The following is a 13,432-nucleotide window of genomic DNA, read 5'->3' as shown; positions in this document are numbered from 1 at the left end:
TACGAGAAGCAAAGCCATGCACGCGCCGAGAGTTGCCGAGAAGGCCACGCCCTATTGGTGGGAAGCCGCGCCGCTTAAGCCGCCGCCTCAGCAGCCAATAGCCAAGAAGCTCGACGTGTTGATCGTGGGCGCGGGCTATGCAGGGCTCTCGGCCGGTCTGGTGCTAGCGCGCGAGGGCCGCTCGGTTGCGGCCTATGATGCCATGGACCCTGGCGAAGGAGCTTCGACGCGCAACGGCGGTATCACCAGCGGATCCATTCGGCCCGACTACGCGACGCTCACGCGCCGGTTCGGAGAAGAGAAGGCGCTGGCGATCGAGGCGGAAGGCAAGGCCGCGCGCGAGTTCCTGTACGATTTCATCAGGACGGAAGGCCTCGCCTGCGACTTCCAGCCGGTGGGGCAGTTCAAGGGCGCCTTCGGCTATGAGCAATACGAGGCCATGGCGCGCACCGCGGAGAGGCTCGCAAAGAAACTTGGAATCGAAGCTTGCGCAGTTCCCTATGCCGAGCAGCGCAAGTACATTGGCACCGATGTCTATCGCGGCGGTACGGTTCGGATGGACATCGGCGGGCTGCACCCGGCGAAATTCCACGCCGAACTGCTGCGGGTCGCGCTCGCTTCCGGATTGACAGTCCACGCGCGGACGCCCGTGATCTCGATCGACAGAGATGGCTCCGGTTTCCGCGTCGTCACCGCGGCCGGTCCGGTGCAGGCGCGTCAGGTGCTGGTGTGTACCAACGGTTACACCGATGGCGCCGTGCCCTTCCTACGCCGCCGGCTGGTCCCGGTTCGCAGCCGGATCATTGCGACGGAGGAGCTTGCGCCCGAAGTCATGGCGCGGCTGATGCCGAAACGCATGATGATCACGGAGAACCGGGAGGTCGGCTTCTATTATCGGCCCTCGCCTGATGGCAAATGCATCTTGCTCGGCGGCCGCGACAGCGCTCGGGTCGGCGATCCCGTCGCTCCGAAGCTGCTTCTGCGCAAGGGCCTGGTGAATCTGTTTCCTGAGCTGGATGCCGTCCGCCTCTCACACAGCTGGTTCGGCAATGTGGCCATGAACCGCGACATGATTCCGCGCATCTTCGAGAAGGAAGGTATCGTCTATGCCAGCGGCTTCTGCGGGTCGGGCGTGGTCTGGGCGCCATGGGTCGGTATGCATGCGGCCCGCAAGCTCATGGGACACGAGGAGCGGGCGCGCACCGCGTTCGACTTCAGGCCACCGGCCTTCATCCCGTTCTATCGAGGCAATCCGTGGTTCATGCCTGCCTTCATTCAGGGCTACCGGATGCGTGACCGGATCGCGATGTGGCGCGCCAGCCGTTGACGGCCGGCAGCACAGCTTACAACCCAGGGTGTGACTTCCGGAGGCACTTCCGCCTCTCGAAAGAAGATTGACGATGCAGTACGTGTCCACGCGCGGCCATTCAGGCCGCAAGCAATTCTGCGAGGCATTGCTTGAAGGCCTCGCCCCGGATGGCGGGCTGTACGTGCCCGAGAGCTATCCTCGCGTGGACCACGCCACGCTGGATGCGTGGCGTACGCTGTCCTATGCCAACTTGGCTTTCGAGATCCTTTCGCTCTATGTCGGCGATATTCCCTCCGCCGACCTGAAAGCCATCTGTGCAAAGACCTACACGCCGGAGATATTCGGAAAGCCTGACATCGCGCCGCTGCGAAAGCTGGAGAGGGGACTTTATCTCCAGGAGCTGTCGAATGGTCCCACGTTGGCGTTCAAGGACATGGCCATGCAGTTGCTCGGCAATCTGCTCGAGTACGAGCTGGCGCGCCGGCAGGAGAACTTGAACATTCTTGGTGCGACCAGTGGCGACACCGGAAGCGCGGCAGAATACGCCATGCGCGGCAAGAAAGGGGTGCGGGTGTTCATGCTCTCGCCCCGCGGACGAATGAGCGCCTTTCAACAAGCTCAGATGTTCAGCCTCCAGGACCACAACATCCACAACATCGCGATAGATGGCGTCTTCGACGATTGCCAGGACATCGTCAAGCGGGTGGCGAGCGATCTGGAGTTCAAGCAGCAATACAAGATCGGTGCGGTGAATTCGATCAACTGGGCGAGGCTGCTTGCGCAGGTCGTCTATTACTTCTCCGGTTATCTGCAGGCGTCCGAACGGGGGGCGACAAGTGTAAGCTTTGCAGTGCCTTCGGGGAATTTCGGAAACATCTGCGCAGGGCATGTTGCGCGGATGATGGGGCTTCCCGTCTCCAATCTCGTTCTTGCGACCAACGAGAACGACGTGCTCGACGAGTTTTTCCGCACCGGCGCCTATCGCGTCCGAAGCCGGGCGGACACGCTGGAAACCTCGAGCCCATCCATGGACATTTCCAAGGCATCGAATCTCGAGCGTTTCGTGTTCGATCTGCTCGGCCGCGATGCCAGACGGACGAAATCCCTGTTTGACGATCAGCTCAGGGAACGAGGGACGTTCGACCTAAGTGGAGATCACCGCTTCGAGGAGGCAGCAATCCGTTTTGGCTTCCGCAGCGGCAAGAGCACCCATGCGGATCGGCTTGCCACCATCCGTGACATTTGGGAGCGCTACAACACCGTGATCGACCCCCACACTGCCGATGGGGTGACGGTTGCGCGCATGCACACCTCGCCTGAGATGCTGATGATCGTGCTCGAAACAGCGTTGCCAGTCAAATTCGCGGCGACGATCAGGGAGGCGCTGGGCCGCGAGCCGGATCGTCTGCAACGTTTCGACGGCATCGAAGACTTGCCGCGGCGAGCCAAAGTCCTTCCCCCGGATACACAGGCGGTCAAGGACTACATCGCCGATATTGTGCACGATGCGAACTGACAGCAGATGGTCCTCCTGTCGGATCATCAACGAAATACTATGCCGAACTTTGTTCCCGTCTGATTGCGTAATGCTGTCGAGCCTGAGCTACGCTGCAGATGATGCGAGGGTCACCCCATGGTCCTCGTCCTGTCAGGCACTCGCGCCTGGTCAGGGCAACCCGAGCAAGAAGACTTCGCCCCATCATGTCAACGGCAGCTTACCAGGCCTTGGATCGCGACAACGATGACGTGGCGCTGCTTCCATTCGCCAGATCGCATCTGGAAGGCGCCCTAAAGCTCTCGCAGGAGATGTCCTGGCCCTATCGGCTCGAGGATTGGGATGTCGCGCTACAGTTGGGCCAAGGCTTTGTTCTGCAGCGCGCCGGGGTGGTGATCGGCACCGCGGCCTGGTGGCCCTATGGCGAGACCCATGCTTCCGCGGGGATGATCATCATCGCGAAAGCCGCTCAAGGCCGTGGCTACGGGGCCCGGCTGATGGATGCGCTGCTGGCGTCCGCGCGTCCACGAAGCATTGCGCTGAATTCGACCGCCGAAGGCCAGGCGCTTTACCAGCGGCGCGGTTTCGTCCCCATCGGGGTCATCCACCAGCATCAAGGAATTCCCAGAGGACGCCATGAGCTGCGGCCGTCCGAGCTCGTCAGGCCAATGGCTGCCTCGGATTTCGAGGTGATCATGCGACTCGATCGCGACGCTACGGGTTTGGAGAGACGACAGATGCTCGAAAAGCTGCTCCACAGCGGTGATGGCTATGTCCTGCAGCGTGACGGCATGGCCCGCGGCTACGCCATCTCCCGGCTTTTCGGCCGCGGGCATGTCATCGGTCCTGTCGTCGCCGAAACCGCGACCGATGCACAGGCTCTGATCGAGGCTGCGCTCGCGCGGCTCGGCAGTGTTCTTGTCCGCATCGACACCTCTGCCACACCGCAACTCGGGGATTGGCTCGAAGGCGTCGGCCTAGAGCAGGTCGGCGATGCCACCACCATGATCTTGGGCACGCCGGCACCATCGAGCGGGCCGGCGCGCGTGTTTGCGATTCCCAATCAGTCTTTCGGCTAGGAGACATCGACGTGCTGCGCGATGAGATGAGCGGAACGGATCACCAGAACTCCGAGACGGCTGCAACGCTCGGCACGCTGGCAACGCCGGCTCTCCTGCTCGACGAGCATCGGCTCGATCGCAATCTCGCCCGCCTGTCCTCGCGCATGGCGGAGCGGGGCGTCGTGCTGCGTCCCCACATGAAAACCGCGAAATCCATCGACGTGGCCCGACGGGCCTATCCGTCCGGATCGGGGCCGATCACTGTCTCTACCCTGGCGGAAGCCGAGTATTTCGCGCGGCACGGTTTTCGCGACATGACTTATGCGGTGGGTCTGGCGCCCCACACAGCTGAAAGGACGATGCGTCTGCGCAAAGCAGGCGTTGACCTTAAGGTACTGCTTGATTCGCCGGAGCAGGCAAGAATGCTCGGCGCCGCCGGTCGTGCCGCTGGTGTGACACCGACCGCTTTCATCGAGATCGACTGCGATGGTCACCGCGGCGGGCTGACCGCGAACGATCCAAAGCTCATTGCAGTCGCGGCCGCGCTAGGCGAGGCCGAGGTCAAGCTTGCCGGCGTTCTCACCCATGCCGGCGAATCCTACAGCCTCTTCACGCCCGAGGCTCTCGTCGCGGCCGCGGAGAATGAAAGGGCGGTGGCGGTTGCCGCGGCGGAGGCCTTGCGGGCGGTCGGGCAGCAATGCCCCATCGTGAGCGTCGGCTCGACGCCGACCGCGCATTTCGCCGAAGACCTGACCGGCGTCACGGAAATGCGGGCGGGCGTCTACATGTTTTTCGACTTGGTCATGCACGGTGTTGGCGTCTGCACGACCAACGACATCGCGATCTCGGTGCTCGCCACCGTGATCGGCACCAAGCCCGAGAAGGGCTGGATTTTGGTCGATGCCGGGTGGATGGCGCTGTCGCGCGACCGCGGCACCGCGGCGCAGCGGGTCGACCAGGGATATGGTCTGGTCTGCGACGTGGCCGGCAAGGTTTATCCGGACCTGATCGCTTCGCAAGCAAGCCAGGAGCACGGGATCCTCGCCATCAGGCCCGGGTCGGCGCACGCTTTGCCCAATCTTCCAATCGGCGCGAAGGTCAGGATTCTCCCCAATCACGCCTGTGCGACGGCGTCGCAACATGAGTTGTACAACGTCGTCTCCGCCAGCAGCGACGCGATTCACGCCCGATGGCCCCGCATGCGCGGCTGGTAGGGCTGGCCGGCCATTCCCGGCCCCTGGTTCCTGCCGCTAATCGGCGCCCATTACCGGATCAAGGATCGCTTCCAATGACCTCGCCCCTTCGACATCTGACGGAAGCCGGCTTCCTTGGAAAATTTTACATCGACGGAGAATGGCGAAAGCCGATCGGATCGGTCGCGGCAGCAGCAACCGTCGTCAATCCGGCGACGGAGCAGCCGATCGCTGACGTCGCGCTCGGCGATGACGATGATGTGGACTGCGCGATCGCAGCCGCCAGACAAGCCTTCGCCGGCTGGTCCACGACACCGCCTGCTGAGAGGGCGGCGCTGCTCGACCGGATGCACGCTTTGCTCCTTGAGCGGCTGGAGCTGTTCGCGCAGGCACTTACCTGCGAGATGGGAGCTGCGATCACCTATGCGCGCCGCGCTCAGGTGCCGTTGGCCGCCGAGCATATCCGCGTCGCCCGCGACAATCTCGCGAATTATCCGTTCATCGCCGCGCGCGGCAGCACCGCGATCATGCGCGAGGCAATCGGCGTCTGCGGCCTCATCACGCCATGGAACTGGCCACTTTATCAGATTACTGCGAAGGTGGGCCCGGCGATTGCGGCCGGTTGCACGGTGGTGTTGAAGCCGAGCGAATTATCGCCGCTGAGCGCCTTGCTATTCGCTGAGGTAATGGACGATGCCGATTGTCCGCCCGGCGTCTTCAACCTCGTCAATGGGACAGGTCCGATCGTTGGCGCCGCTCTCGCGTCGCATCCGCTGGTCGACATGATCTCGATCACCGGCTCGACGCGGGCAGGGGTGCTCGTGGCGCAAGCGGCGGCGCCCACCGTCAAGCGCGTTGCCCAGGAGCTCGGCGGAAAATCGCCGAACATCATCTTGCCGGACGCCGATCTCAGCCGTTCTGTTCCGCTTGGCGTCGCCGCCGCCTTCCGCAATCTCGGCCAATCCTGCAGCGCGCCGACGCGCATGCTCGTGTCTCGCTCACACATGGAAGAGGTCGAGAACCTGGCAGCGGCAGCCGCTTCTGAACTGGTGGTCGGCGATCCGCTTGCGGAAAACACGACTCATGGTCCGGTTGCGAACCGTCCACAGTTCGAGCGAGTCCAGGCCATGATCGGTGTCGGCCTGGAAGAAGGCGCCAAGCTCGTCATAGGCGGCCCCAGGCGGCCCGGCGATCTTCAGGTTGGCTTCTATGCGCGGCCGACCATCTTCTCGAACGTCCGTCCCGACATGAGGATCGCGCAGGAGGAGATATTCGGCCCGGTGCTGTCGATCATTCCCTACGACACCGTGGACGAGGCGATCGCGATCGCCAATGACACCGTCTACGGCCTCGGCGCCCACGTGCAGGGCACCGATACGGACACGGTGCGAACCGTCGCCGGGCAGATCCAGTCGGGTCAAGTTCATCTCAATTATCCTGACTGGGACCCCAATGCTCCCTTTGGCGGATACAAGCGTTCTGGCAACGGTCGCGAATACGGCATCGAGGGCATGGAGGAGTATCTTGAGACCAAGGCCGTCCTCGGATTTTACCGGTGAAAGCCAGCGATCTACCGAAGCAATCCATTCGAATAGGGGAATTTTAGCATGTTCGCGAAAAGATCGAACGCGGCGATTTGGTTTTGAACGCAATCGGCGCGGTGCTCGAACGGCGCTGTTCCGGCAGGATCGCGCGGACGATATCACTCTCGCGCTTGAGCAGCTTCGTTCAATCAAGCGGCCAAAAAACCGAATATCTTGCGAAGTCCTGGATGATTTCAGCACATTCTACCGAGCGCGCGATGCGATGAAATGCCTGATCGGAAGTTTGCTTCCGCATTCTTGGCAGCCAAGGTTCGTTGGAACATGTCGCCCCACGTCGAGCGCATTCACAGCGATGAGCGTCTCCCGGCCGAGGCCGACGTCGTCATCGTCGGCGGCGGCATCCTCGGCTCTACGGCCGCCTATTACCTGGCGAAGCGCAGCCTCTCCGTGGCGCTCCTCGAGAAGGGCCACGTCGCCTGTGAACAATCGAGCCGAAACTGGGGTTGGTGCCGCCAGCAGAACCGCGACCGGCGCGAACTGCCGCTATCGGTGCTCTCCATGCGGCTGTGGGACGAACTCACGCGCGATATCAATCGGGACCTCGGATTTCGTCGCTGCGGTCTCGTCTATGCGACCCACGACGAGGCTGTGCTCGCCGGCTGGGAAAAGTGGCGCGAGGTCGCCAGGGAGTACGACGTCGATACCCGCGTGCTGAGTCGGGCGGAGGTGGCCGAGCGCGTCCCCGAAGCGCGCGACAAATGGGTGGGCGGGACCTATTCGGAGCGAGACGGCAAGGCCGAACCTGCGCTCGCCGCGCCGGCTATCGCTGGGGGGGCCAGAGTTCTGGGCGCCACGATCCACCAGGGATGTGCCGCGCGGGCGCTCGACTTGGCCAATGGCAAGATTGCGGGCGTGCACACGGAGAAGGGCTACATCAGAACCAGCGCGGTCCTGTGCGCCGCCGGCGCCTGGTCCTCGCGCTTCCTTCGGCCACTCGGGGTCAGTTTCCCCCAAGCGAGCATCCGGCAGACCGCGCTGCGTTCCACGCCGACAATCAACATAGGCGACGCGGTCTCCACACCCTACTGCACGATCACGCGCCGACTGGACGGCAGCTATACGCTTGCGATTAGCGGCAAGGCGAACCTCGAAATCACGCCCCGGGCTATCCGGTATAGCCGGGAGTTCATGCCGCAGTTCTTGCGTCGCCTGAAGAACGTCAGGCTCGGCATCGGCCAATCGTTCGTTTCGGGGCCGGATTCATTGCCGGCGCTGCTGACCAACGACGACCGGATCTTCGAACAGAATCGCGTGTTGGACCCGCCGCCCTTGAAATGGCTGGTGAGCCAAGTGGTGGAGAGTGTCCGGAAAACCTTCCCCCAACTCGGCGAGATTAAGATCGACAGCGCCTGGGGCGGCTTCGTCGATTGCACGCCGGACGCAGTGCCTGTGGTATCGCAGGTGGACGGGGTGGATGGCCTCGTCCTCGCGGCGGGCTGCTCGGGTCACGGCTTCGGTCTGGGCCCGGGGCTCGGCTATCTGGCCGCAGAGCTTGTCGTAAACGACACGCGTTGCGTCGATCCCACACCGTTCCGGCTGTCGCGTCTGATCGACGGCTCGAAGCTGGACATCGCCGCCATCTGAAGATCGAGCCGGAAGTCAGGCCCGACGCGTACCGTGGCGAGCAAAGGATTCGGAGCTGTGCTCGAAGATCCCCATCTGCGTGCGGGACTTAATGTTCATCGCAGACGGCTACCTTCAAGGCCCGCGGCCGAGAGTCTCTGTCTGCCATGCTCCCGATCGAACTGGTCGCGGCCTGATCGCGATTTAGCAGTCGCTAAGGGGTGTTTCCTCCCCAACTTGAGCCACTCCTTCGGAGTGCCTCTTTCTTTATGGACAAGGCGATTTGGCTGATCGAGGTGCATCGGCCGAAGACCCACCGTTTGGAAAGCATCGCCAACTCGCCGGCCGATGGTTCAACGGGCAGACTTCTCTCCCAATGGGCAAACGATCGCGTCTCCCAATGGGCAAACGATCGCGCCGGCGTTCATGATGTCCGCCGGATCAAAGGCGGTCTTGATCCGGCTCATCGCCGCGATACGCCCGACATCACCGTACCGTTCCAGAAGGTGCCTCTTAAAACGGCCGACGCCGTGCTCCGCGCTGAACGTGCCGCCGAGCGCCGCGGCCGTGTCGTAGAGTTGCAGAGACAGGCTGCTTTCGATCCGCTTGGTGAACTCGATCCGGTCGACGCCGGCAGGAACGAGCACGTTGTAGTGCAGGTTGCCGTCGCCGACATGGCCGTACACGGAGAGCTGAAGGTCGGCGTCATACGATCGCACCTGCGAGCCGGCTAGATCCAGAAAGCGTTGAATGGAGGAAAGCGGTACCGAGATGTCGTGCTTGACCGATCCGTTCCGGCGCTTCTCGCCCTTCGGGATGGTCTCGCGGAGCCGCCACATCGCGGTCCGCTGCGATCCGCTCTGCGAGCAATCGATGACTTCACGGGTAATCTATCGCGCCGTGGTGCTTGAAGTGGGGCGTCGCTCGCTCGCCGGGTCGCTACCGGTAGCCAAGATCGTAGGTTGCCCTGTGCTGAATTGAAAAACGGTAAATATTTCAACGAGGATTGACTGACACTCTCTCTACCCCACTATTTGTCCATCAAACTAGTCCCCGCGCAACCCGTGGCGCGCATTTCACATAGCGCTCAAAGCCCCAGCCGCTTGAGGTTGGACCGGGGGCGGACTTTGCGATTTGAACGTGCGGTGGCTCGTCATGGACGAAACCTTCTTGAATTGGCTCCAATCGGACATCGATTGCTGGAGCTAGCTCAACCTTGCCCATGATGGATTGGAGCGAGAGTTAAATTTTTTCAACTGGTTAAGTAGCGGTGTGTGCACGACGTATGCACAGGGAGATCAAGAAAAATCTACTGAGGGCAAGTGTTGGCGATCGGTCCTTGGGTAACGTGACGTCCCGCCGTCCTTCCGGCGATTTACGCGCAGGATGAATTGCCTGAACACGAGCGTGATTTCATGCGCGCCAACGCCGAATTTTTTGGGACCTCGGTCACCGGCTGGGGTTCGCCCGGTGGCGCGGATGCGCGACACATAAGCACGCTCGATCATCCGCTCGTGGCCGCGCACAAGAATATCCCGGCGATGTCCGACTAGCGTCAATTCGCTTGCGAATTCATGCGTGTGCAACGTGAGTGCGAGGCCGCCAGTGCCGTGCGTCTATGGGACCCGGCAGGGCTCAATGTTGCTGCGGCGCCAATCTTCCTAAAGCGACTGCGGCGAGAGGCACCAGCCGCACTCTTGGTCGGCTACCTTCCGCAAAGCAGACCTATCGGCACTCCGAGCCAAGGTCCGCAACGGGCCGATGGACTTGTATGGGGCGATTGGTGTCAAGGCTTTCCTTATTGGCCATCTCCTTGTTCGGCCGGGTTGCGACATCTCCGCGTTCCGACCTGCTTTTTGCTAGGCCGCCGCGGGCAGATCCGGATCGGCAATCGCACCTGCAACACGGACGCGCACCCGCAGCGCGTTGCCGGGCAGGTAGGCGATGGGCATGTCCTCGACGTCGACGGTCTTGAGGCTGTCGCGAGCAGCGCCGGCCTGCACGGCGCGATCGGCTGCGATGTCGCGCGCGGCTGCGATCGCGTCCTCGCGGCAGAGGTCGCGGAACACCTGATCGGCTTCGCCCGAGACCTGCGCGATCGCGGCGCCTACCGCATTGGCGCAGTCGCCATACGGCACGCGCACGATCTCGGAAATGCCAGGGAGGCGATCCGGCACCAGGAAGGCGCCGCCGCCGACCGCGAGCAGCGGCACGTCGCCGGCCTCTGTCTTCATGCGGTCGATGTCCTCCTCCAGCTTGCGCCAGGCGTCGCGCAGTGCGGCCTCGATCAGGCGCTTCGACAAGTTCGCGACGCGCGAGCGGTCGCCGATGTCGATCAGGCCGGCCGCGACGGCGATGTCGGTGGCGGTGAGGCGCGAGCCGCCGAACACCAGCGCATCCGACGTCAGGCGGTAGCCGACGCTGAGCGGGCCGACGCGGAGCGGGTCCTCGTCGACATGGCTGCCGCCGCCGAGCCCGATCGAGAGCAGGTCGGGCATACGGAACAGCGTGCGCACGCCGCCGACCTCGACCACGGCATTGGCTTCACGCGGGAAACCGTGACGCAGCTGGCCGATATCGGAAGTGGTGCCGCCGACGTCGACGACCATGGCGTCGTCGAGGCCGGAGAGATGGGCGGCACCGCGCATGGAGTTGGTGGCGCCGGAGGCGAAGCTCATCACCGGGAAGGCGATGGCGATCTCGGCCTGCATCACGGTGCCGTCGTTCTGGGTCAGAAACAGCGGCGCGTCGATGCCGCTGTCGGCGATGGCCTTACGGAACGCCGCGACGGTGGTGACGGCGAGGTCGTGCAGCGAGGCATTGAGCAGCGCGGCGTTCTCGCGCTCGAGCAGGCCTATGCGGCCGAGATCGTGCGACAGCGTTACCGCGACCTCGGGGCAGATCTCGGCGAGGATTTCGCGTGCGGTCGTCTCGCAGGAGGGATCGAGCGGGGAGAAGCTCGAGCACACCGCGACCGAGCGCAGGCCGGCGTCGTTGATCTTCCTCGCGGCGTTCTTAAGGCCCGCGATGTCGAGCGGCATGAACGGGCGGCCGTCGTAGTCATGGCCGCCTTCCAGCATGAAGATCTCGCCGTTAACGAGGCTGGCGAGGTCCGCCGGCCAGTCGCAGAACGGCGGCAGCGAGGCGCTGGCGGGCATGCCGATCCGGATCGCCCCGATCTTCTGTACATGGCGGCGCTGCACCACCGCGTTGATGAAATGCGTGGTGCCGATCACGACCGCATCGACCTTCACCGCGGCGGACGGCTCGGCGCGCAACGCCCTAAGCGCGTCCAGGATACCCGAGGTCACGTCGGCCGTGGTCGGCCGCTTGACGGAATGAACGACCTTCTCGTCGACGATCAGCACGGCGTCCGTGTTGGTGCCGCCGACATCGATGCCAATACGCTTCATGGGGGTCTTAAGCTCCGGCCGCTGCGGGCGAGAAGAGGGAACGGAAGTCGAGGTCGTAGCCGAAGGCGCGCGGACCGACGAATTCGAGGCCGCGCTGGCTCGTCAGCACCGGCGGCGCAGGCAGAGCGACGACGGTGACGCGCTGGCCGTAGCGGATGGTCTCGGTGCCGATGCCGTGGCCGTTGACGCTGTCGAGCACGCAGATCAAATCGGGCGAGGTCGCGATCGCCTTCTCGTCACGCCAGGCCACGATCCATTCGTTCTGGAACGAGAGCTTGAGCTTGGTACCGCGGTCGGCGTCGCTGCCGTCGACCATGGCTGTGCCGCGCAAGAACCCTTCCGTGGTGCGCCGAGCGACGTCGACGATCTTGCCGGTGAACAGTTTTTGGCCGCCTTCGGTCGCGAGCAGTGCGGCGATCGGATCCTCGTGACGGCGGTTGGCCTCCTGCACGGCGCGGCCGATGCGGATCGCCTTGGTCGTGGTGAAATGGATGCCCCAGTCCTTGACCTCGCGCCCCGTGCGCGGCGCCTTGCTGGTGGAGGCGATCGAGCCCATCTCGACGCAGATCTTGCGGCTTGCCCGCTCCATCCATTTCCAGGTGGGCACCTTGGTCACGACGGCTTCGATGCCGCGGGGATCGTAGAGCGTGCAGGGATAGGGACGCAGGTCACCGATTGCGACCGACGTCATCTGTGCCTCCGGGAACGCGCGGCCCATGCAGTCGGCATCGACGACGGGAATGCCGAGATGGGCGGCCGCCATCAGGGCCTGAACGCCGTTGCCGCCGCCGATCTCGACCGACATCACGGCGCGGAACTTGACGTTGTTGATCTCCTCCTGCATGCGCACGGCGCGCGCGATGTTGCGGCTGTCGGCGAGGCGCTCCTGCCCGACCAGGGGCGCGCCCATGTTGGAGACTACGGCGACCCAGTCCTCGTCGTCGAGGTCGAGCGGCGACATCAATTGTACGCGGTGGCCCTCGGCATAGAGCCGGCGCAGGTTGAGCAGGCCGAGATAGGGGCTGCCGCCGCCGCCGGTGCCGAGGATCCAGGCGCCGACCGCGAGCGCCTCGATCTCCTCGAGGCTGATCGTCTTCTCTGCCTTGCTCACGATACCAGCTCCTCGACGATGCGGGCGGCCGCGGCAATGCCGAGGATCACGGGGCCGGGATAGGCGGTGCGCACGCGCGCCTTGTTGGCGCTGGTGTAGCTGATGCAGTCCATCACCACGAGATCCGGCTCGAGGTCCGCCATCGTGCGCGCGGCTTCGTCCACTGTGGTGTCGCTTGAGCCGGGACGCAGCGTGATGCCGACCACCTCGACGCCCTCGCGCTGCCATTTCTTGTCGATCAGCGCGGTCTGTTCGGGCAGCGGCGAGAACACGCCGAGCCGTCCCTTTGGCAGCACGGCCTCGGCGAGGTTGTGCAGGATGGCCGAGGGCAGGATGACGAGGCCGTCGGCCGCGAGATTTGGGAATTTGCCGGTGCACGCCATCAGCGTCACGCCGACGCCCTCGTGCTTGAAGCGGGTGATCTGCTGGCTCGCGCGCCGCTCCACCTCCTTCTTGCTGATGGTGACCGCGTCGCCGTTCGGCAGCAGCGTGAACAGCGTGTCGTAGCCGTCCATCGGCGGGATCGCGTCGATCTCGGCGCGGCTCATGCCGTCGAGCGCGCCGCGCAGCTCGATCTGGATGCCCGGCGACAGCACGGCGGCGATCTCGGCAGCGACGGTGGGGCGCGGGCTCTGGCCGATCACGACCACCCCGATGCGCTGGTGTTTCAATGGTATGTTCAT

Annotated in this window: 11 protein-coding genes; 7 read left to right on the top strand and 4 right to left on the bottom strand. The window is 63.8% G+C overall.

Annotated elements, in window-relative coordinates; all coding sequences use genetic code 11:
- Positions 1-16 precede the first annotated feature (16 nt).
- The 6 genes from ACR9YP_RS29350 (at position 17) to ACR9YP_RS29325 (ending at position 8,246) form a co-directional block, all read left to right on the top strand.
- Positions 17-1,327 (top strand): NAD(P)/FAD-dependent oxidoreductase, encoded by a 1,311-nt coding sequence (locus ACR9YP_RS29350; protein ID WP_474217691.1) that lies wholly within the window; start codon positions 17-19, stop codon positions 1,325-1,327.
- 73 nt (positions 1,328-1,400) lie between these two features.
- On the top strand, positions 1,401-2,825 hold the full coding sequence (thrC, locus tag ACR9YP_RS29345; RefSeq protein ID WP_474217690.1) for a threonine synthase: 1,425 nt from the start codon (positions 1,401-1,403) through the stop codon (positions 2,823-2,825).
- 209 nt (positions 2,826-3,034) lie between these two features.
- Entirely contained in the window at positions 3,035-3,883 is an 849-nt protein-coding gene (locus ACR9YP_RS29340) for a GNAT family N-acetyltransferase (protein ID WP_474217689.1), read from the top strand.
- A gap of 26 nt (positions 3,884-3,909) precedes the next feature.
- Positions 3,910-5,079, top strand: a complete 1,170-nt coding sequence (locus ACR9YP_RS29335; protein WP_474221143.1) for an alanine racemase — start codon at positions 3,910-3,912, stop codon at positions 5,077-5,079.
- A gap of 74 nt (positions 5,080-5,153) precedes the next feature.
- On the top strand, positions 5,154-6,617 hold the full coding sequence (locus tag ACR9YP_RS29330) for an aldehyde dehydrogenase family protein (RefSeq protein WP_474217688.1): 1,464 nt from the start codon (positions 5,154-5,156) through the stop codon (positions 6,615-6,617).
- Between the two features lie 306 nt (positions 6,618-6,923).
- Positions 6,924-8,246, top strand: a complete 1,323-nt coding sequence (locus tag ACR9YP_RS29325) for an NAD(P)/FAD-dependent oxidoreductase (protein ID WP_474221141.1) — start codon at positions 6,924-6,926, stop codon at positions 8,244-8,246.
- Positions 8,247-8,578: 332 nt separating this feature from the next.
- Here the strand turns inward: ACR9YP_RS29325 and ACR9YP_RS29320 are convergent, their stop codons facing one another.
- Positions 8,579-9,100 carry an FAD-binding oxidoreductase gene (locus ACR9YP_RS29320; protein ID WP_438110801.1) on the bottom strand — a complete coding sequence of 174 codons (522 nt, stop codon included), beginning with the start codon at positions 9,098-9,100 and terminating at the stop codon, positions 8,579-8,581.
- 540 nt (positions 9,101-9,640) lie between these two features.
- Between ACR9YP_RS29320 and ACR9YP_RS29315 the strand changes: the two genes are divergently transcribed.
- On the top strand, positions 9,641-9,778 hold the full coding sequence (locus ACR9YP_RS29315) for a hypothetical protein (RefSeq protein ID WP_438109264.1): 138 nt from the start codon (positions 9,641-9,643) through the stop codon (positions 9,776-9,778).
- Between the two features lie 306 nt (positions 9,779-10,084).
- Here the strand turns inward: ACR9YP_RS29315 and ACR9YP_RS29310 are convergent, their stop codons facing one another.
- From ACR9YP_RS29310 to ACR9YP_RS29300, 3 genes are read right to left on the bottom strand one after another with little or no spacing between them, the layout of a single operon-like run.
- Positions 10,085-11,638 (bottom strand): hydantoinase/oxoprolinase N-terminal domain-containing protein, encoded by a 1,554-nt coding sequence (locus ACR9YP_RS29310; protein ID WP_438109262.1) that lies wholly within the window; start codon positions 11,636-11,638, stop codon positions 10,085-10,087.
- Positions 11,639-11,645: 7 nt separating this feature from the next.
- On the bottom strand, positions 11,646-12,749 hold the full coding sequence (locus tag ACR9YP_RS29305) for a DUF917 domain-containing protein (protein WP_438109260.1): 1,104 nt from the start codon (positions 12,747-12,749) through the stop codon (positions 11,646-11,648).
- A complete protein-coding gene (locus tag ACR9YP_RS29300) occupies positions 12,746-13,432 on the bottom strand; it encodes an AroM family protein (RefSeq protein WP_438109259.1) in 687 nt (228 codons plus the stop codon). The genes ACR9YP_RS29305 and ACR9YP_RS29300 overlap by 4 nt, the downstream gene beginning before the upstream one ends.

The sequence above is a fragment of the Bradyrhizobium sp. BR14999 genome (assembly GCF_056106085.1).
The sequence above is the reverse complement of the archived record's forward strand: the minus strand, read 5'-3'. Positions and strand labels throughout refer to the sequence as shown.

Coding starts and splice junctions, on each gene's coding strand:
- ACR9YP_RS29350 (WP_474217691.1), top strand. CDS start 17: ATGCACGCGCCGAGAGTTGCCGAGAAGGCCACGCCCTATTGGTGGGAA.
- thrC (WP_474217690.1), top strand. CDS start 1,401: ATGCAGTACGTGTCCACGCGCGGCCATTCAGGCCGCAAGCAATTCTGC.
- ACR9YP_RS29335 (WP_474221143.1), top strand. CDS start 3,910: ATGAGCGGAACGGATCACCAGAACTCCGAGACGGCTGCAACGCTCGGC.
- ACR9YP_RS29330 (WP_474217688.1), top strand. CDS start 5,154: ATGACCTCGCCCCTTCGACATCTGACGGAAGCCGGCTTCCTTGGAAAA.
- ACR9YP_RS29325 (WP_474221141.1), top strand. CDS start 6,924: ATGTCGCCCCACGTCGAGCGCATTCACAGCGATGAGCGTCTCCCGGCC.
- ACR9YP_RS29315 (WP_438109264.1), top strand. CDS start 9,641: ATGCGCGCCAACGCCGAATTTTTTGGGACCTCGGTCACCGGCTGGGGT.
- ACR9YP_RS29310 (WP_438109262.1), bottom strand. CDS start 11,638: ATGAAGCGTATTGGCATCGATGTCGGCGGCACCAACACGGACGCCGTG.
- ACR9YP_RS29300 (WP_438109259.1), bottom strand. CDS start 13,432: ATGAACATACCATTGAAACACCAGCGCATCGGGGTGGTCGTGATCGGC.